This is a genomic window from Sulfitobacter sp. L-8 (genome assembly GCF_056859255.1).
Window position 1 is genome coordinate 40,501 of sequence record NZ_JBSXOD010000051.1, and the last position, 21,283, is coordinate 61,783.

General features: G+C 51.5%; 14 protein-coding genes. 5 read left to right on the forward strand and 9 right to left on the reverse strand.

The window, feature by feature from the left end; all coding sequences use genetic code 11:
* The first annotated feature begins 130 nt into the window (after positions 1-130).
* The 3 genes from AC13DE_RS11255 to AC13DE_RS11265 all read left to right on the forward strand — a co-directional run bounded on the left by AC13DE_RS11255 (position 131) and on the right by AC13DE_RS11265 (position 2,045).
* Positions 131-559: a MerR family transcriptional regulator gene (locus tag AC13DE_RS11255; protein WP_483047877.1), complete on the forward strand. Its 429-nt coding sequence runs from the start codon at positions 131-133 to the stop codon at positions 557-559.
* A 7-nt stretch (positions 560-566) separates the two neighbouring features.
* Positions 567-1,256: a ZIP family metal transporter gene (locus tag AC13DE_RS11260; RefSeq protein WP_483047878.1), complete on the forward strand. Its 690-nt coding sequence runs from the start codon at positions 567-569 to the stop codon at positions 1,254-1,256.
* A 285-nt stretch (positions 1,257-1,541) separates the two neighbouring features.
* A complete protein-coding gene (locus AC13DE_RS11265) occupies positions 1,542-2,045 on the forward strand; it encodes a DUF305 domain-containing protein (protein ID WP_483047879.1) in 504 nt (167 codons plus the stop codon).
* Positions 2,046-2,356: 311 nt separating this feature from the next.
* Here AC13DE_RS11265 and AC13DE_RS11270 read toward each other — a convergent pair whose 3' ends face one another.
* Both AC13DE_RS11270 and AC13DE_RS11275 read right to left on the reverse strand, forming a co-directional pair.
* Positions 2,357-3,160 carry a tyrosine-protein kinase family protein gene (locus AC13DE_RS11270; protein ID WP_483047880.1) on the reverse strand — a complete coding sequence of 268 codons (804 nt, stop codon included), beginning with the start codon at positions 3,158-3,160 and terminating at the stop codon, positions 2,357-2,359.
* Between the two features lie 145 nt (positions 3,161-3,305).
* Positions 3,306-4,523: a GumC domain-containing protein gene (locus AC13DE_RS11275; RefSeq protein WP_483047881.1), complete on the reverse strand. Its 1,218-nt coding sequence runs from the start codon at positions 4,521-4,523 to the stop codon at positions 3,306-3,308.
* A 380-nt stretch (positions 4,524-4,903) separates the two neighbouring features.
* Between AC13DE_RS11275 and AC13DE_RS11280 the strand changes: the two genes are divergently transcribed.
* Positions 4,904-5,479, forward strand: coding sequence for a sugar transferase (locus AC13DE_RS11280; RefSeq protein WP_483047882.1), 576 nt, complete (start codon positions 4,904-4,906; stop codon positions 5,477-5,479).
* A gap of 2 nt (positions 5,480-5,481) precedes the next feature.
* A complete protein-coding gene (locus AC13DE_RS11285; RefSeq protein ID WP_483047883.1) occupies positions 5,482-6,462 on the forward strand; it encodes a glycosyltransferase family 2 protein in 981 nt (326 codons plus the stop codon).
* On the opposite strand, the gene AC13DE_RS11290 is transcribed toward AC13DE_RS11285, so the two are convergent.
* The 7 genes from AC13DE_RS11290 to AC13DE_RS11320 form a co-directional block, all read right to left on the reverse strand.
* Positions 6,453-7,454, reverse strand: a complete 1,002-nt coding sequence (locus AC13DE_RS11290) for a NodZ family protein (RefSeq protein ID WP_483047884.1) — start codon at positions 7,452-7,454, stop codon at positions 6,453-6,455. The genes AC13DE_RS11285 and AC13DE_RS11290 overlap by 10 nt on opposite strands.
* A 48-nt stretch (positions 7,455-7,502) precedes the next feature.
* Complete coding sequence (locus tag AC13DE_RS11295; RefSeq protein WP_483047885.1) at positions 7,503-8,726, reverse strand: glycosyltransferase family 4 protein; 1,224 nt, start codon at positions 8,724-8,726, stop codon at positions 7,503-7,505.
* 220 nt (positions 8,727-8,946) lie between these two features.
* Complete coding sequence (locus tag AC13DE_RS11300) at positions 8,947-14,688, reverse strand: DUF11 domain-containing protein (RefSeq protein WP_483047886.1); 5,742 nt, start codon at positions 14,686-14,688, stop codon at positions 8,947-8,949.
* An 87-nt stretch (positions 14,689-14,775) separates the two neighbouring features.
* Complete coding sequence (locus tag AC13DE_RS11305; RefSeq protein WP_446295802.1) at positions 14,776-17,418, reverse strand: NEW3 domain-containing protein; 2,643 nt, start codon at positions 17,416-17,418, stop codon at positions 14,776-14,778.
* A 53-nt stretch (positions 17,419-17,471) separates the two neighbouring features.
* A complete protein-coding gene (locus AC13DE_RS11310; RefSeq protein WP_483047887.1) occupies positions 17,472-17,981 on the reverse strand; it encodes a hypothetical protein in 510 nt (169 codons plus the stop codon).
* 396 nt (positions 17,982-18,377) lie between these two features.
* Entirely contained in the window at positions 18,378-19,790 is a 1,413-nt protein-coding gene (locus tag AC13DE_RS11315; protein ID WP_483047888.1) for an NADH-quinone oxidoreductase subunit N, read from the reverse strand.
* A gap of 4 nt (positions 19,791-19,794) precedes the next feature.
* Positions 19,795-21,282: a complex I subunit 4 family protein gene (locus AC13DE_RS11320; protein WP_483047889.1), complete on the reverse strand. Its 1,488-nt coding sequence runs from the start codon at positions 21,280-21,282 to the stop codon at positions 19,795-19,797.
* Position 21,283: the final 1 nt, after the last annotated feature.

Below are 21,283 nucleotides of genomic sequence, written 5' to 3' on the forward strand. Positions count from 1 at the left end.
TAGGCAAGAAATCAGTCGTTGGGATTTGCTTCGCACATAAAGTGGAACCTTTTTGATTTCCCACTCGTTCTACAGTCAATAAGCTACAGCCTTGGTAGAGTTCGGGCTTTGGATATACAAGGGGGCAGCCATGCTTGCAATTGGCGCACTTTCTCGTCAGACGGGAACAAAGGTGCAGACTATCCGGTATTACGAACAGATCGGGCTGATGAACGAGGCGGGTCGGACCTCGGGCGGGCAACGCAGGGATTTTGAAAAGGATCGTGATCGGCTAGCCTTTATCAGACACTCGCGGCAACTGGGGTTTTCTCTCGACTCGATCCGAGAGCTTTTGGAACTATCCGATAATCCGTCACGGTCGTGCGCAGAGGTCGATTCAATTGCCCGCCGCCAGCTTCGCCAAGTTGAACAGCGTCTGAAGCGGCTTCAGTCGCTTAAGAAAGAACTCAAGCGCATGGTCGCAGAATGCGAAGGAGACAGCGTAGCTGACTGCAAGGTTCTTGAGGTTCTGCGCGACCATTCAGAATGCCTGACAGACCATGAAGGAATCGGCGCGTGAGCTTGATATGACCCCCGCTTGGATCTACACTTTAATTCCCGCAGCAATTGCAATTCTGGGAGCGATCATCTCGGTTAACGTTCGACCGGGGCCGATCCTTGTCAACGCTATCCAACATTTTGCCGCAGGCGTCGTGTTTGCCGCTGCCGCGGGTGAGATCATGCCGGATGTGATGCATAGCGGGGCGTTGGTCGCGACGTTAATAGGTGGTTTTGCAGGAATTGGCGTTATGCTGGCAATTCGACAGTTAGAGCGCGTCATTGAAGGCCCCGCAGGTTTGCTTACCCTCGTCGGCGTGGACATCCTGATTGACGGACTGGTCCTGGGCATTGCTTTTGCGGCAGGGGCTAAAGCGGGGCTGCTTTTGACTATCGCACTCAGCGTAGAGGTGCTTTTCCTCGGGTTGGCGGTAACCACGGAGCTTTCACAAACTGTAAAATCGCGCGTGCGCATCGTTCTGGTAATCGCGGCTTTGATTTTGTTACTTCCGCTAGGTGCCTTGGTCGCTACGCCAATAGCCGGATTACCTGACCAATATATTACCGCCTTTCTAAGCTTTGGATTGATAGCGTTGTTGTACCTTGTAACGGAGGAGCTGCTGGTCGAAGCACATGAGACCCCGGATAAGCCATGGGTCGCCGCAATGTTCTTCATTGGTTTTCTACTGCTTCTGTCCTTGGAAGAGGTCATGGCCTGATGTAGACCACGCTGTCCTGACTTATGGTCGGCTGCCAAGCATTAAACCAACGTTGACGCAACTATAGCGTTTCGCCACAGTTGGTTCAGTTTTGCTGGTAAGCGGCATCAGCGCCCCGGACCGCAATGAACTACGAAACTTTTGCACCAACTGATTGCCACCACCGGCCCAGAGAATTTTAACTCGGGGTATCAGGTCAGTGCATGATTACAACCACAAGTTCAGCCGCTACGGAACTAAGTCTGCTTTCCTACGTTGGTAATTATCACAAAAAGGAGAACTGATATGACATCCCAAAATCAAGCGCCTGCAAGTCTTATCCATAACGGAGAATACTCTGACATACGCTTCGTCAATATGATGGCAGCTCATCACGCAATGGCTATTTCAATGGCCGAGGTTGCTGTTGATAAAGGCGAACATAAGGACCTTGTTGATTTCGCAAAAAATATGATCGAGGATCAGGAAAAAGAGATCAAGACACTTGATTCAATTCTTGATGATCTTGATAGCTCCGCGAAACTCGCGACGGAACCCCATCCTCATGAACGCAGTATGTTTGGCATGGACAGTGCAAAAGAGCTCGAACAGAAGTCTCCATTTGACAAGGCATTTATCGATTCACAATTGCCGCACCATGCGTCGGCTATCGAAATGGCAGCAGTTGCGTTGAAGCAGAGCTCGAACAAAGACATAAAACAGCTTTCCCGTCAGATCATCGACGCACAAAGTAAAGAGGTCGGGAAAATGATCGACTGGCGTCATAGCTGGTATGGCGAAAAGCGCTAAGCAACAGCACCGTGCCGACGTGAACTAATTTCTGGAGATTTTTCTAGTTAGCACCAGTACCGCGAAAAATAGCGAGGATTATCCAGCTCCTGTTTAGCTCACGTCATGCTTATATCTGAATAGATGTCTCTGAACTTCCAAATTGGACGACTAGGGGATATTCTGATATCCCCTCGGCCTTTTTCGTTACTTGGTTGACCCTCGCGGCCCGGCATGCCCGAAGCATCGTCTTTCATTTACAATGACCAAGCCCATGAGGAAGGTAAAATCGCTGCACGCAAAAGCGAGGCAAAACTTCTACAAATGGCCGATCAAAGAACCTGATACTCGCATACACTCTCGTGACACTTGTTAAGAACGATACCTAAAACATTGGTTTGGCGCGCCAGATCTCTTTCACACAAATCAACCTCGCGGGCAGCTGTAGATTGAGCGTCAATAACCAAAAGCGCGCAATCTATATGTGGGGTGATATCGGCAATATCATGAAATTGCAGCATCGGCGGCGTGTCAACAAGCATTAGTCCGGGTTGGTAAACATGTTCGATAGTCGCCAACGCGTCCGAAAGTTTTTGACTACACAAGAGATCACTTTGAAGGTCAGCCGGGTGTTCGTCTCCGGCGACGGCTAACGAAGTGCCAAAACGTTTGGCGATATGACCAAACTCTTCCTGTGCCAGTAGGCAACTCGATAGAGCAGGACCATTGGCCATCCCCATTAGTTTGGATATTGCGGGTGCCTGGAAATCAAGATCCAGCAAAATAGTGCGGCTGTCGGATTGTTTGGAAAAGCTCATTGCCAAATTTAGCGCGACGTTAGTTTTACCACATCCGTGAGTAGGCGATACAATTGCCAACTTTGTCCAGTTTTGCTTCGACATCTCTGCAAAAGTGCGGGTTCTTAGAACATCGAAATGCAGCGACTCTGGCCCCCGGGACTGCGCGATGATTCGATTTTGAGCGAGTAGGTTCATGTTCAACTCACCCGGCGCTAATGCGTCCCACCGATCTTGTCGCAGCGTGACCGGCTCACATAGATGCCGATGGTCGTTTTGAATAGAGACGTAATCGTCTAGCGAACTAATGTCATGATTGATGCGTAAGCTCTGCGCCATAGTATTGCTCTCCGATGACTTGTAATTTTCAATTTACAAAACGGCATATTAACGCCGAGTTAACTACCTACGAATCCACTTAGCGATACCTGTGGATGTCGCTTTTCATAAGCTTTCAGAAATTTTTATTCGTGCAGACTCAGCACTATGCACGGGTGCTATGCGCGGGAATGTAAGGCAGTGTTGATATAGGAGTAACACCTAGATGACTTATTAGATCTTCTGGCCTCCGAATAATCCTACGATATGTCTCAACTACAATCACCGACAATAATCCGACTATCAATCCTCCGATCGTCGAAATGAATATTATCATAGAAGGAATAATTCCAGTAACACGGGTGGGTAATTGCGCTGGCTCGAATATAGTTAAGCGCTGACCATAGTCTGAAGCGGCACTTTGTTCAGCAGAATGTGCACGGGTAAGGTTGGATGACGCCTCAAGTAACCGGGCTCTTATATTATCACGCGCTTGCTCAAGATTTTCTAATTGAACTGCGTTATATTGGGTGGTGTCTATAAGTTGGGTCAGGCTTTCCAACTTACTTGAGATGTCCTTTCGGTGCGTTTCAAGCAATGTGAGCGCATCGTCCGGTTTCGGCGTGACCACAGATGGCTTAATTCGCGACAATGTATGCAACTTTTCGCCGACCTTGCGTGACTCAAATTTTTGTGGGGGAAGCACCACGTCGAGCCGCTGGCGCTTCTCCATCTCAATTTGCTTTATAATCTGCGACAGCCGCTTGCGCTGTGCCGCGAGTTGCAGTCTATATGATGGCAGGTTATTTGGCAAAGCATCCTTGTTTTCCCGTTTGAAGGTAAAAATCTGATGACTATTATTGTCTAGTTCTTGTTTAAGACGGGACACTTCATTCTGGTGCCACTTAACAATGCGATTGACGCCAAGAGAAAGTCGATCGGCGTCTTGCTGAAGCACTTTTTTTACAAGTTCTCGGGCCCCTTTTAAAGCGACTTCGGCGGAATGGGCGCTGTAACCCACTGTTAAAACTGGTAGCGTGTGACGATCGGCTGATATGTCTATTGACACACTTCGACGCGCGCGCTCATAAACGTCTTCCTGATTTTCTGAATTATCGAGCTCGACGATATCGGCGAACTCCAAGAGTGTCTCACGCCTTAAAGTAAGCTCTTTAATTAACAAAAGTTGCTTAAGGGCGGTAGGTTGTGCGGCAGTTAAGTCTGAACTTGGTAGGGCTGTATCCGCATCGAGTAATAAGCGAGCTTTGCTATGATATGTTGGAGAAGAGAGGAGCGTTACAAGAAAACCGATTGCGGTACCTAAACCAATAAAACTCAGAAGCAGAGTTTTTCGAGAAAGCAGGCGGAATATATAAAACTTCATATCTACGCACTTTCTCTTGATAACTACAGATGTAGAATATTGAGGACTCAATGAGCATGAAGCAGTCAAAAAACTGGTTGCGTGATGATCAGGCATATTTACTGACGCTTAAACACTGTGAAGTGAAAGGTATTAATTATCCGTTAAACACCAAAAGGTAATTTTTATTGGTCATTATCTTCCATCCAGGCTGGGTCCCATCAGACGTTCCTTAATAATCTGGTAACCACATTGATTTAGCAATGCCGTATTCAAACGTTAGACAAAGGCAGCGCGATATGAGATATTTGAGCACGGATAGCATTCTAACGGCAAGACATCGCGACGCTGCATATCAGTCTGTGACGTTAGGAATTTATCGAAACTTCGGTAAGAGGCTAATGGATTTGGTCATTTGTATTCTGTCGCTACCTCTTGTTGCTCCGGTGATTATGATTCTGGCGACAATAATAGCCATGACCGGCAGCACCCCGTTCTTTTCGCAAACTCGAATAGGGAAATATGGCCGACCCTTTAGAATATGGAAGTTGCGAACGATGGTTCACGATAGCGATCAAGTTATCGAGAAATACTTTCATCGTAACCTAGACGCGCAGGAGGAATGGCGAACCACACAAAAGTTGAAATACGACCCGCGCATTACGACTTTCGGTTCATTTTTGCGTAAGACTTCTTTAGATGAACTTCCTCAAATTTGGAACGTTTTACGTGCCGATATGAGCCTGGTTGGTCCGCGGCCAATGATGGTTAATCAAAAACATATCTATCCAGGTACGGACTATTATAACCTGCGCCCTGGTATTAGTGGAAACTGGCAGGTATCTATGCGTAATGAATCGACCTTTGTTGATCGTGCTGCATACGACCGGCGTTATAACTTAACTTTATCTCTTAGGGAAGATACGCGTATTTTAAAGGATACGGTCCATGTCGTTTTACGAGCTACGGGGTATTGACTGTGTTTCCCAATTCCGGGGAGAGAGTCTCGGCTAAATCTGTCAAGCAGCTCACCATAATTATCGTAAGTTACAATACTGCGCCGATGACACTTAAAGCTATCGAAGCATTAGATCTGCATAACCGCAATGTAGATTACGACTGTATCGTGATTGATAATGCTTCGACGGACGGATCGGTCGAGAAGATCTCCGAAGCTTTCCCGATGGTCAGGGTCATAAGTTTGCCGGAAAACGTGGGGTTTGCTTGTGCGAACAATCTAGCAGCCAGTTATTGTACGACGCCATATCTCTTACTTCTTAACCCCGATACTGAAGCGGACGTAGGGGCTGTTTGCGCGCTTATGACCTTTGCTAAAGCCGCCCCTGGTGCCGGCATTTGGGGCGGGCGGACGGTTTTTTCCGACAGAACGCTTAACAAAGCGTCATGTTGGGCCGCGCCCAGCCTACATAGCCTGCTTTTTCGCGCTGTTGGGCTTAGTCGGATCTTTAGCCAAAGCGCCCTATTCAACCCTGAAGAGTACGGAAACTGGCAACGCGATGATATTCGCCAAGTGGATATCGTCGTAGGGTGTTTTCTACTTATCCGACGTGATATCTGGAACATGTTGGGCGGATTTAACAGTAAGTACTTTATGTACGGTGAAGATGCAGACCTTTGCCTTCGAGCGCGTGCCTTGGGGTGCCAACCGATGATCACCCCTGATGCCCAGATAGTTCATCATGTGGGTGCATCCACCAAAAACAATGACGAAAAGGCAATTCTTGTAATGAAGGCCCGCGTCTCTCTCATCCAGGATCATTGGCCTGCTTGGCAAGTACGATATGGAATCCTTTTAATGTGGTTTTGGTCGGCATTCCGGTTTGTAATTACGCGTCCACTTGCGTATTCTGGTAATTCCAAGGGGGTGTTATCGGCGCAGCGCTGGCAATTAATCTGGCGACGCAGAGACACCTGGTTGAACGGCTACGATCAAGCATAATATTGGATAAGTTGTTTCAGCAAAACTTTGGGGGAGTTGCGGTCCACGTCATCAAGTTGATTCCGTGCCATATTCCCAAGATAAACCGAAGTTTGGGAAAATGTTGATTGCCGAGAATAGATGAGACGCGTGCATTTCGATAGTACCCACATGTCAATTAACGCATTTTCAGCTTCTAGAAGTTTGGCGACATCTGTCGCCGGCCAATGCAACCTTTCGCCATTATCCGGTAGGTGCTTATTAATATGATATAGGTTGGCAAATTCCATTTTCATTTTTCGCTGCACGTGGGCGTTATCTGTGGCCAGAAATATCGGTTGGTCGGGTACCTGCATTAGACGCTTGCGAAGTATGGATAGCGCGGAATTTAAAGGGATCTTGCGATCGGTATAACGAACATGGATCCCTATCGGATTCGCTCCCAGTTGGGCAGTCAAACGTGTAACTTCTCGTCCTACCCGCACATTAGGTGTAAAATAGCGGTCAAGATATTCCTTGATTATACACGGAATTGACCGACCCGTGAAACGAGGATCACGTCGAATATGTTTAGTAAGGCGCCGGAACTTCGGAAGGTAAGACCAATACACCGCGATATCTTCGGGCACATTGAGGTCTTCCAGATCTACGCAAAAAACTCGATATGCTTTGGGGCTGGAGTGCGCCTTGGGCATAAATTTATTTATCATGTCTTGGGTACTGGCCGTGAGATATCCAGTCCAGATGGTAGGTGCGACAGCGCAAACCGCTTTATCAACTTCTGCACAGGTCGATTTTATAGGCGTGTTAAATAGAAGCGGATACGCGTTATCTCCAAGTGGGGCATAGCTGCCATCACGCCAATCTATTACGGGCGTGCGCCCTGATAGATCGGCGTATATAAGACCGCATACGGCGGACAGTATGCGATTGCCCAGCCCTCCCTTGCCTTTTATCAGAAGTATTTTTCGGCGCACACTTCCATCCTGAGCGGTGATTTGCAAAATAGACATATCCTCGAATAATGTGTTCTTGCGTTTTCTTGCGAATTCATCGCTATTTCATTTATGCATAATGCGGTCATATGCAGATAGGAGGTGAGGTTCCGAGTATGCCCATGAAAGTTCATTCAACATTCGCCGACGGCCTTCTGCGCCCATCCTCTTGCGTAATTCGCGATCATCAATGAGCAAGCTCATTTTATCGGCAAAATTTTCCGGATCATTTGAACTAGCATATAGGCTGGCCGTACCCGCAGATACGCGCCCTTCGACGAGATCGAATTGAACCACAGGTTTTCCGAGCGCCATGTACTCCATAACTTTATTCATGGTGGACATGTCGTTCATCGGGTTTTTCGGGTCGCATGCCAAACCTATGTCTATTGCGTTCAAAGCTGCGATCAGATCCGCTTGGTATAGTGGCCCGGTGAAAGTGAAATATTCGGCTAAATCAAGGTCACCAACCTGCTGGATCATCATATCCAATGCAGGTCCAAAGCCGATGATCACGAAATGCACATCCGTCTGCTTATGGGCGTGGACAAGATGCGACGCAGCGCTCACGAGGGTTGTCATCCCTTCTTGTTGACCTATCACTCCGACGTAACCAAACACCGTTGCCGCTTTTCCGCGATACGCTCGGTCACCTTCGGCGGGAATAAAGCAATCGATTTTCGGTGCTGACCTTACGACAAATACATCGCTCTCGGATTTTCCACCGCGGGTGATGGCAATTCTACGAAAACTTTCATTCGTAGCCATAGAGACGGAGGCCACGGCAAAATTCAACCGCTCGAGCAGGCGCATCAACCAGTAAACTATGCCGCGTTTTCCAAACTTCGCGATCAGAAGTTCAGGGCAAACATCATGGTGGTCAAACATGTACCGGACGCCGCGCCATCGATATCTTAACGCCAGTATGAATATGAGGTCAGGTGGGTTGCAGCCTTGGATCACATCGAAAGGGCACCGCTTCCAGACTATTTTTGCCAGACGAAACCAGTGCCAGATCGCATTGCTGTATTCCCGGGCGTAATCCAATATTCCTGAACCATCCTCAACAGGAACAGGGTGGCGATAGATATGTACGCCTTCAAGTAACTCATATGGTTCTTCCCAGCCTAAACCCATGGGTGAGATGATGGAAACGATGTATCCTGCGCGAACGCAGCTGGTCGCCTCTAGCCACACGCGACGGTCAAGGGGCACTGGCAGATTTTCAACCACAATCAATATATGAGGCTGAACGGCAGCGGCTGGAGTAGAAGGTGGCGTCAAATTCATGATCTGACTAGTTCATGGTAAGGTAAATTTTGAGTAAATATCTTCGCTAACGGGTCATCAGCCGTTAAGTAAGCGGATGTGGAAACGCTTCTAATCGACGAGAAGTGCGAGAGACTTCGGCTAAACCTTTGGGCATTGGCACGCACATTACTCATGAACGGCAGAGCCACGCCACAGATGCGCTTGTGGCGTGGCTCAGTCCGGGTTTCTCGATTGATATCTAGATACCCAGAAACTGATCCAGTTGGTCCCACAATGAATCGTCCAGCAGGAAATTAATTCTGAGATATAGGCCTTGTTGATACAGGTCGTTTCGACCCACAGTCTCTCCTTTTGCCTTATTGTATCCCAATGCCAAGAGCGCACCCTTGGTGGGCACAAACCCGATTTCCACGCCAAGACCGTTAGTGGAATTTCCGGCATCATCCCAAAGGTGGGAAGCATTTAAACCGATCTGAAACCGATCATCGGCAAGTTCACAGTTAAAGCCGGCCTGCAAAAGTTGCGTCATCGATTGCGCACGATGCCCACCAAGAAATTCGATACGTTGCGATTGACCGGCATATTTCCCGTTTAGCCTAAGGTCTTGATTAACTTCAAACGACGCATCAACAGACCAAAGATGAGTCACTGATTTACTGAACTTTTCTTCTATGCGGTGCTCGTACCAGGCCAACATTTCTAGGCGAGGGTCTTCGATGGGGCGGTACGCCACGCCCACGCGGCTTCTAATGCGGCGGTAGTAACCACCGTTGCGTTTGTCCAATGCCACGCGTGACCTGCCCAGAAAGGTGAAGTCGGTGGATATCTTACCGGCGAGTCCAATGCTTGCGTAATGGGTCTTTCCATTTTTCTCAAAGGTTGAATCAAAGTCTGCATCACCTACCCAGCTTTCAGCGCCAGAGCCCCATTTCGCGCCTACCGCGACACTTGTCAGCTCTTGATCGTTGGCTTCCATACGTCGCGAATGTTCTACACCGAAGGTGAATGTGGTATTTGTGTTGGCCGCCCAAGTTGCCATCAACGCCTGGTTCATCACGGTATCCAGGTCAGCAATGCTTTTCACGAAGTCGGTGTTGCCACGCAACCAATCGTTCAGATCATAGGAGAATCCCAATCTCGAATAAGTAGATATCTGATCATCGCCAAAGGTCATTTCGATATCGCTGTAACTGCGCCATCCGGGAATCGGCTCACGCGACATTCCCAATGTCAGCTTGGTCGGACGGTCGTCGCCGGCCAGCGGCTGGCGCAGTTCAGCTTTTATCACGGTACCGGGACGTGATACCGGTGACCAGTGCGCGCCAATAATTACACCGGTTTGACTGTCTGTATCGCCTGCATCCTGGTTCAGACGATATTCCAGCCCTACAAACCCTCGAAAGTGTTTGTTGAATTGTTTGGCATACACAGCATCAACGAGCAGCTGTTCGTTATCTGAAACCTGGTCACGAATATATTCCATGCCCAACAAAAAGTCGGTTCTGTTGTCAATCTGATAGCTGTAGTCGAGGCGCGAACGTGTGGTACCAGGCAAGGCAAGACCCCCGCGCGACACGAACTCTGGACCTGCATGGATCACTTCGAAATCCAAGTGACCAAACTCGTTTCGGATTCCATAAGAAAAGCGTACAGCGGTGTCAGGAACCCGCTGGTTGTTTTCACTGCGGGCAAATTCGGCTTCCCATATGCCGCCGTTCCGGTCTTCGTGCCGGATATAACTGGATTGCAAGCGCTCGCGGGCGGTATTGCCGACTACAGCGTCAGCGTGGACAGCCCGGGCACCGATCGTCGTACGTTCTCCTACCGCGACATTGATCTCACCACCATACAGCCAGTACCGATCAGCGCCTTCTACGTCGACTTCATATGTGATGCGTATAGAGACCGGATTACCTCGCGCATCAAACTGTCGCACCGGGTCGTCAAAGGTTAGACTGTTGCGGAAGAAGTCTAGCAGATAATCGGTACCTCGACGCAAAGGGGATGACGTGATGACATCGCCGCCTTCTTTGTCGCGCACAAGAATTTCGACGCGCTCGGTGCCTTGAACATAGCCGTCCAAAACCAGGCTATAGGGTCCCGATACACCACGGCCTGATATCTCTTGGACACGTTGCTCAAGCGCTGTACGCGCACCAAACAAAGTAATGGATACTTTGTCATTTTCCCAATGCGCTTTGGCACCCTGCGCCACGCGACGTATTCCGTCTAACTTTAGCGCAGTGGCTTCGGATTCAATCGCGATGTCCCCGTACAAGATATACGACCGACCCTTTTCGACTTTCACGTAAAGGTTCCCTGACGACTGCGCATCATAGCCCCGTTCGGAATTATCGCCGTAAACTGGGTAATACTCGTCGCCCTGAATGTCGCGAAATAACCGGGCTTCTGTATCCTGGTCAGAACGGTATCTCAGGGTCAAAAGAGTTTTTCCGGATATCGCACCCTTCAAGTACACCTCTCCACGTAGCCCGGTGATCGTATCCTCAAAAGAGCTGAAACGCTCTGGATCCAAAAGCTGGCTTTTTTCACCGCCCAATGCGATTGCGCCTTCGATTACGCCAACCATGACACGCTGATCGAGATCCGGAGTGAATGTGATCGACGCTTCAGCGCGGCCGAAAGAGCCGCTGACCGATAAGATGTCATTGCCAGCCACCTGAGGCGGAATAAGGTCAAATGTTGCCTCGCCGTTGTCCAGATACACCTGTACCCCTGGGGTACCGCTGCGAATGTCGGTAACGTCCCAAAGTGCAAGTTTCGCATGAAGCGTCACAATGCCCGAAGCCGAAACCGGCCGGTTGCGCGCATCAAGTACCCTTACAACCACCGGGACTACGTCGGTCGGCGTCGCAGAAGCAGTAGGCGCGGCAATGATCTCCATCTTGGCCGGTTTACTAGGGGCAACGACACGAATTTCGCTCCGCGAGCGTTCTATCCCAAAGCTATCGCGTCCGACCAAAGTTAATCTGTTTTCTCCTGCGGCTAGTTTTACGGCTACAAAATCCAACGCCTGTACGCCGGTTTTTTGCCATTTTGTGCGCTCTCCTATGCGATCTGTGCCGAGTACGCGCCCATTGACCATCAACTCAAGAGATAGGTCTGCCTTGGCCTTCACACGCACACTTTGTATATGCTTTTGCACTGTTTGCCCGTCCACAAGGTCCACGAACCCAGGCGTCGCATCAAATGACTTTATCAAGTCTTCCAACGATTCAAGGATCGGTGCCTGGTCGACATCTGACGCCGGGGATGGGTCAGACCGGCGCTGCTCCTGTTCTGTGCTAAATGACCCCGAACGCAACTGAGTGGTTGTAGCGATGACGCTTTCATTCCGTGCGGAGCGCACAGGGCTGTTTTGCTCTATGATCGGTAGATCAGCTGCAACCAGGGAATTCGGTCTTTGGGTTTTCTTGTAATGCTCGCGCCGGTCCGCCACCTCGCCAAGCGAGGCCGACGTGCATGCTCTAACTGCAAAATTCTCGGTCCGAAGCTCGCCCTTTCTTAGTGGAACCAACCTAGAACCCCCATGCATCAGGTCATTTGTACGCGTTACCATGACCTGAGTTGCATCAGGCAAAGTATCGTCTTGAACCTGAAAAGCGTGCGTTACCGGGCGCAGGCCAAAAAGCGAATACTTGCCGTTGATGTCAGTGACGACCGACAGTCCGCTCTGTGTCACGATCCGTACGCCAGGAATTCCGGGTTCGCGGTGATCACCCGGAATGCCGTTTCCATCGCAATCCATAAATACGGTACCAATCACTGTCCCGTTACGTGCAAATACCCCTCCGGCGTTATCCAGACGCACTGTCGCCAGCGCATGCGGTGATTGGCGCGATACCCCTGTTCCAGCCTGGTTGCCTGTCAATACAGCGGTGTTTTCATTTGGGCCTTCACGGGCCGCTGCTGTGAATTGCATGACGTAGGTCACCTCATGCGCGGACAGCAAGGTGATATCGTCAAGGTCAAAGACCAGATCGCCATTGTCGCTGACCACGGGGTCTGCCCAAATTTCCCCATCCAGACTTACGGATCCGGGTACCAGGCTGCTGCCAAAAGGTGGGGTATCCAAAACTTCTGCATTCACCAGCGCTTGCTGCATGTTGTTGGTGAGTTTTAACGTATAGGTAACAAACTCGCCTGTTGTGACCCGTTTGAAGTCGCTTCTTTTCTCGAGCGAAACCGGCGCACCATAGTGAGGATCTACCGGTATGTCTGACTGGTTCATCACACCACCGGGATGTTGGAAGCTTTCCCCAAAGCCAGCCGTGTTTACCCGACGGCCAAAGCCTGGAAACCCAGTACGCACTGACGGGAATTCCCAGGCCGGCGCGTTGATGACGGTGTATTTGTATTCCCCGGTATCGACATTGCCGAATGCAAAAAAGCCCCGGGCGTCGGTCGTTCTTCGGGCTATTTCTTGCCCGCTGGCTACATCAATCATAGCGATAGTGGTTTCCGCGACCGGGACATTCGTCAGCGAATTGAAAAGGAAGTTTCCGGGGTTTATGAGTAATTCGTCATGCAGAGCGACGCGGGCGCAGTCGCTTGTGGCGATGATCGTACCACCGTCTTTGGTCGCGACGACATGGTCGCCCGAAACGGGTACATCCATGCGTACGAGCGGAATGGCGGGGGTCACGAACTCTCCGGTATTTTTCCCCGTTTCAATCGCTGCAAATACCTCGATGTCACCGGTAAGCTTACTGCGGACCGTAACGACCGTTTCATCGATCTCTTGTGATGCGTTGCAGGCACCGGAAGTCAATCGAAGCCGGGTATCGCGGCCCAGGCTTGCAAAACGCTGATCGGCATTGGTGCCGGGATCTTCAAAGCGTAAACTTCCTGACGCAGCGCCTTTGCGGTTGTAGCGGGTTGTATTGGAAAAGAGTGGGATGACCTGCCCTTTGACAGTCATAAAGGTCTCGGCAGTGTTGATAACCTCGACATCCCCCAAATCTGCTGCCAAGCTGACTGCAAACGAAGGGTCCCCGGAACGGCCCATGGTAAATGGTCCATCGACAAAAAACGCGACGGCATCAATCTCTCCGTCCGGGCGTGTTGTCCGATAATCATGGAGGGGGGCACCAGCCTCATGATAAAGGGGTATCATCCCCCCTTCATCCGGAAAGCTGTGGAAATTCGTATTTAGCGGAATTGCGTCACGCAACAGGATGCCCGTGCGAGACGCGCCATCAATGTGAATCGGCTTCCCGTCTATTTCTTGGTAGGGCTGAACATCCATTTCAGAATTATTTCGCAGACGAAGCGCATAGATCAGCGTAGTCGCGGCAGCCTCTTCTTGAACGGTCTGTTCTTTTTCCAATTCTAACGCACTGCTAGCAACCGTAGACGTGCCGGCTGCATTGTTGACGATCAGCGTTTCACTAGCATATTCGCCAACCGGTTTTCCCGTAACTTGCAGCATTGAGCTTAGTTCGGCATCAGGTTCAGCGGCAAAGGAAAGACGAAACTCATAAATCAACTGGATACGTTCGTTGGGCTGCAACATCATTACGGAAGCTGCCGTGACTGCCTGTTCGGAAGGGTCGATGCGTCCGTTTCGGTTCGCATCGATCACCAGACGCGTGGCGTTTACCATTGTGTCTTCAGCTTGGTCTTCGACGGTCATTTGCGTCTCAAGCGGTACGTTGCCTGAATTCAAGACCTCGAAGTAATATTGCGCCATTGCACCGCGTGTCAGAAAAAGTTCGGATCTTCCCAGAACTTCCAGGTTCGGAACCGCAGCAACTTGGGCGGCAACTTCATTAGACAGAAGAGCCTCGACCACGCCGAGCGAATTATTGAAATACGTGGAGGGCGCGACACTCTTGATTACTGTACCGGCTGGAGCAGATTGAGAAGCAGCAAGCTGAGGCAGACAGAAAATCATTAACGCGATAGGCAAGCAAAGGTAGAATGCACGCCTCACTATTGGTTGAAGAAAACTGCGCATCAGCCTTATTCCTTACCTATCAATGTCTCGGGGAAAACAATGCGCCTCCGGACTACTGGGATAGCTCCGAAGGCGCAGAGGCTTCGCTTAGTTGTCCACCTGAACGGTGAATTCTAGTCTAGCGAAACCGCCGGGGAGCACGGAGCCATGGGCGCTCGAAACATTCCCGGACGAGATTGTGACGGTGCTGGATGCCGGAAAGAGGGTTTCGTTGCATGCACCACCGCAGTTTGTAACTGTGGTATAGGCAGGTGCTGCATCCAATATGGTGACATCCGTAGCTGGTGCGGCACCGGTGTTTTCAGCGACGACCTGATACCTGATACACTGCCCGGGTTCGACATCCTGCCGTGTTTTGGTAAAGGTCCCGACAAAACCGTCACAATTCGGGTCGACATACTGGTATTTTACAAGCGTCATGTCACCAGAGATAATCGTGATACGGTCTTCGACAGAGTTGTTTGTCAGATCGGAATCTGTAGCTGTCCCAATGTTAAGCGCACTTCCAATTGTGATCGTACCGTTTTCAGTCACGCCGCTGGTCGCAGTTGACGGGGACTGCACACGATAGATAACCGAAATTGTATCGCCTGGTGCCAGTCCGTTCACGCCGGCAGATACACCGTCGGTCAAATCATTGAAGTTATCGATCACTATTTCCGATGGATCAATGACCCCGTTTTTGTTTGCATCCCAGAAAACAGCACCTGAAAAATTGGTGAGTCCGCTTTGCGTGATCGAGGCCTCGGTGATGGCGACGTTCCCGTTGTTAGTGATCGTGTGAAGCATGTCGACGATACCGCCGGGCGAAGCTTGCGCACTTTGACTCTCAATGATTTCAACGTCATAGACTTCATTTACCGTCACGCGGTTCACGATACTGTCACCTTGGCCTGATACGGCCGACGTTAGTGCAATCTCTACATCCGTATCGCCGGGCAAGGCATCTGCTGTCGGTGTTACAACCGCGGTGAATGTCCGGCTGGCCCCTGCGGCAATGGTTCCCGTGTTACTAATAACAGAGCCGTCATCAGCGCGGAATTCTACTGTCCACCCTGGTGGAAGTGCTTGAGCCAATGACAGGTTATAGCTGTCTGACACCGGTCCCTGATTTTGTACCAACATATCAAATACGACTGGTGTGCCTGGATCGGTGGTGTACGTCACCCAAGGTGCGCCGCCAGCCGCCGTAGGGGCCAGACCATCGCCTTCTGCACCGACCACAGCATTCTCAAGATCGACAGATGACGGCAATACTGCACCATCAAACTTGGCCGTCGAGGTATCTGATACGCCTGATCCGTCCGAAACAGTCGTTACAGTTGCTGTATAATCCGCGGCACCGGTGGGGGGAACATCCGTTGGCAGCGTTGCGATCAGTGTAACCTTCGCGCTGTCATCAACGGCAAGAGGTCCGACAGACCCAACAATCGGCGTCACACCATCGGCACCCACAAAGCGGAAAGTTGTACCCGGGGGATAATTGACGTTGTTGACTTGAAGGGTGAAGCTATCCGTCTGGTTCGATAGGTTGGTGAGGACAAATTCGTGCTTGATCGAGCCACCTTGCCCGACACTTTGGGATTCAGTGACGATGTCATCGTTCAGTCCATCATCATCGGTTGACGACACCACCGTACCATTGACCGAATTGTCGGCATTGATTGCAGTATCAGCAATCTCTACCCGGTACTGGTCCGCGACAACGACAGAAGCCGTATTCGAGGGGGGGAAGGCAACGGCGTCAACCTCTTGCGTGGCCACGTTGGTGATCGTCCCCGCGTTCGCTGTGTCAGCAATCACAGCTTGGAAGGTCACGCTACCTGAACGACCTGATCCGATCGACGACAGGTTAAAGTTGATTGTTTGACTATTATCATAGGCATAGGCGATCGTTTCACCGGACCCATTCGTTTTATCGACGACGGTCGATCCGTTACTTTCGTCAAGCGGCCCTGTTGCATCCGACCAGGTCGCCGAGTTGGGTACGTAAGTGAGACGACCGTCGAGAACGTCTTGAACGACATAGTTATTGGCGGCAGTCAAACCAGTGCTAGAATAGGTTAACTTGATGGTGACGGTGTCACCGGCGTCCACGATACTTGGGTTCCCGCCCGACGCAGCATCCGCGACCATCGATTTCACCAATTCGACGATGGCGTCGTTTGATATCGTCAAGGTATCAGTATTGGCGCTCGAAATGGCACCATCCAATGCGGAAACTGCCGTGATCGCAATGGTGTCTGAACCTGTCGCATTTGACGGCACAGTTGCTTCGATAACGACCCCGAACTGTTCTCCGGCTGCCAATGTCGGAGTGGTGGTCAACGGTGTTGCACTGTCCGCGACACCATCCATGTTGGTGTCGGGGTAGAAAACCAGCTGAGAGGTGTCCAAAGTGCCGACATTGTTTTCCACTGCCGTCAACGTGAAGCTGTCCGGCCCGTTACCTTCGTTGGTAAGGATGTGAGGGAGGAACGCCTTGCCGCCCGGGGCAATGGTCTCGGTGTTATCAGAGGTCAGGGTCACTCCAGCGACTTGCTGAACGATCGTTTCTACGGTGTTGGAGGTCACAGTGATCGTGTCACCCGCGTCATTGGTGTAGGTCGCGATCGCTTGGTTGCCGATCACCGAACCGGCTTGGGGTGCCGCTGATACCGCCACGGCACCGATTGCGGCACTGACAGCCAACGCACTGGCAGTTCGCATGAAAATAGGTTGATATGTCACAGGTTTAGTTCCTCTGAATAGTTACTGGGGAGAATTTGTAGTGAAATGCGAGATCAGTTAACGCGGACGCGATAACTGTTTTTGGCGATCTCACCGGGCTCGAGCGGCTGAGAAAATGTCCAGCGTACGGCTGCCACTTCCTCTTCGGGCAAAGGCTCTTCACTCAGGTTGCCATCGGCATCCACGACCTTGCGCGAAGCGGGCAAGGTAGACCACTCAAGACCCTCGAGTTCGGGGTCCATTTCAGCCTGTACTTCAAATACGGCGCTGACGGATGTGTCTTGTCCGCCAAATGTCAGCGAAACCCCTTGCGGTACTGGGGCGGCGATAACGAGCCCGGAGAGCGCCTGCTCGGTCATGTTTTCATGCAGCAGTTGGTAATGAATGGTTTCACCGGGTTTAACGGTTTCCCGCTCCACCAGTTTCTCCGCCCCGTCCGCATCGGTTTCCACTACCATGAAAGAGAAATTGCTAGAGAGAGCTTCGGCCGCCGACATGCTGGCCATCGACATCACAAACCCGGCGAATACCGCACAGGTGATTTTTTGGGTACCAATATTCATTCATTTTTTCCCATGTTGACCGGCTTCTAGTTCCGGCGATTTCGGTGAACTGACCTCAGTCGGGGGCCGTTCTTCCGTCATCATTTCGAGAAAACATGCGTGATGCATTCTCGCTTAGGGTTAAATGAGGGCTCTCTTGGGGATTGCTCTATCCGTATGGATAGCTGTGCCTATCTGGTTGGAATGGCTGGAAATAATTCGGTTATAAGGAAATCTGGTATCTATGCGGCATCCCTCCATCCACCGCCTGTGTGAAGGCATGGACGAATCGTGGAACCGCTCTCGGAAAGAGCAACGTTCCACAAACAAACCGCTGCTGGACCCGTCAGGGCTTCGACCTACGTGACTGCATCGCCTTGCTTATTGTTACAAGCAGAGGTTAGGTTTGGGATCTGCCTAGAGCGGCAGTAACCGGCTCATCTCGAATGCCGACAACGCTGTTTCTACCGGGATGACGCTGAGAAGAACTGCGATCGCGCCAACCCACACCGCGATACTGGTCAATCGCCCCAATACCGCAACGTCACCGGTGGGCTTCCCGAAATACAGGCGGCCCATGACACGCGCATAGAAATAAAGCGATGCGACGGTATTTGCGGCGGCCACGACAGCCAGCCAAAGGAAACCGCCGTCGACTGTTGTAATAAACAGCGTAAGCTTCCCGAAGAACCCGACCGTTGGCGGGATTCCGACCAAGGACAGAAAAGCGATGACCAGCGCTGCGGCAGCAACCGGTTGACTTACAGCCAGACCATCATAGTCGCTCAATGCAGTTCGGCCCCGCAAATGAGCCACAACGGAGAATGCGGCCAGATTACCGATGGCATAGCTCGCCACAAAAGCAAGCAACGCGGTCAGGGCATCGGGGCTAAGCCCAAGCACCGTAATAGCCATCAGCAAGTAGCCGGCCTGTGCAACCGAGGACCAACCGATCAAGCGTCTAAGATCGTCTTGCTTGAGGGCCGCAAGGTTACCCAGTGTCATCGTCGCGACGGCGATCACAGCTATCAGCTCTCGCAGGTTCATGAATTCCGGCGGAACCAACTGAACGACACGCGCCAAGGCGATTGCAGCACCAATTTTAGGCACGACGGTTAGAAATGCCGCCGAAGGCACTGGCGCACCCTCTGCTACATCGGGCAACCAGGCATGTGACGGTACCGCCCCCAGCTTGAAGGCTACGCCGGTGATCGTCATCGCGAGCCCGACAAACAGTAGCGGCGACAGACCCTTGCCCAATTTTAATGCAAGGGCAATATCCTGATATCCGCTGGTTCCCAGCAGGCCAAGTATCAGTACTATTCCGGTAATCAGCAGTGCGTTTACCAACGCACCCATCAAAAAATACTTCATCCCCGCCTCGACCGAGAGCGCCCAATCCCGGTGCCAAGCTGCAAGGGTGTATCCGGTTACCGATGACAGCAACACGGAGATCACAAGCTGTAGAAGGTCGCCTGCCCCTGCCATCGTCATGGCACCCAGGGCGGCCAACATGAGAATTGCGTAATATTCGCCATGTCTGGGATCGCTGCGGAACCAGTCAGGAGACAACATGATGCAAAAACCGGTTGCCAGCAAAATCATCACTCGCGCCCAGAGGCTGGCCCCATCCATCGCCCATGTACCAGTGAAGGTAAAACGTGTCTCGCCCAGCTGAACCATCAGGAGTACCAATGCCACCGCAATACCAACCAGCGCGATAATTGCCGATCCTGCTTGCAGGTTGCGCGGGGCCAATGCCGCAAAAAGCAGTGATAACACGGCCGCCACAATGATCGCGATTTCGGGTGCTAAGTCGCCGATTGGCATATGACTAGCCCCCTATCATTGCGGATGAGGCGCTGCCGATCAGGTCAAGCAACCAGCGAGGATACACGCCAATCAGGATAACCAAAGCGAGCAAAGCGGCCAACACCGTGCCTTCGCGCAAGCTCACATCAGGGAACCCTTCGCGGGCTTTTGGCAGGTCACCAAAGAACACCTGTTGCAGCAGTCTCAGGAACAGCGCTGCGGTGATCAGGATACCCAAAAGGCCGATGGCTGCAATCCAGGGGAAGACGGCAAAGGTCCCTACGAAAATCTGTACCTCGGCGACGAACCCGGCCAGGCCCGGCAAACCAAGGCTGGCAAAGGCGGCGATTGCCGCGGCAACTGTCATCCGAGGTGCCACATTCGCCAAGCCACCGAATGCGTCGAGTTCATATGTCTTGCTGCGCGTCCAGAAGCCACCGGCGATCAAGAACAGTGCCCCGGTGATCAACCCGTGGGCGATCATTTCAACCACCGCGCCGGTCATTGCCATCTCGCGGGCGCCTTCGGACCCGTTCAGCAGCGCCCCGGCAGCGGCAATGCCCATCACGGTATAGCCCATGTGGTTGATTGAGGTATAGGCGATGCGGCGTTTCATATCGGTCTGCGCCAAGGCAACAACCGCGCCCCAAAGAATGGATGCAAGCGCGATGATCGCCAATGGCAACGCATAGTCGGCAAAGGTTTCGCGCATCATCTGAAATGGAATCCGGACCAGACCATAGGTGCCCATTTTAAGCAGTACCCCGGCCAGGATCGCCGATGCCGGGCCAGGTGCCATGACATGCGCCGGAGGCAACCACGTATGGACCGGAAAGAGCGGCGCCTTGATAGCGAAACCGACAATGAAACCCAGCAGGATCAGCCCGCCTCTCAAATCCATACCAGCAAGCGGCTGCAGATCTATCATGGTGCGCATGTCAAAGGTTACGGGATCAACTGACAACACTAATCCGATGATCGCCAGCAAGATCGCAAGAGACCCCGCCAAGGTGAAAATAAAGAACTTGAGCGCGGCACGCTGTGAATCTCCGTGTCCCCAACGCCCGATCAAAAAGAACATTCCGACCAGGCTGAGGTCGAAGAAAACATAGAAGATCAGCAGATCGAGCACCAAGAACAACCCAAGCGAAACTGCTTCAAGAAACAGGAACCAAGCATAGTAAGCGCGAGGTCTCTCGGAGCTTTCCATGGGCCAGGCCGTGCAGGCGATGAAAAGCACGCCGCTCATCAGCGAAAGCGCCAAAGACATGCCATCTACGCCAACGCGCCACGCTACACCAAGTGACGGAATCCATTCAATTTCCGCGAGCGACTGGAACGCTGGTGCACCTGCGCTGGTGTCGAACCGTGCCCAGACGATCAGCAACAGCAGAAATGACACTGCTGAAGTTCCCACAGCGATGAACCGTGCAGTGTCTTGTGTTATCTTAGGCATAACTGCCAAAATCAGGGCGCCGACCAAAGGGATAAGTATCGCGAGTGTCAGCATG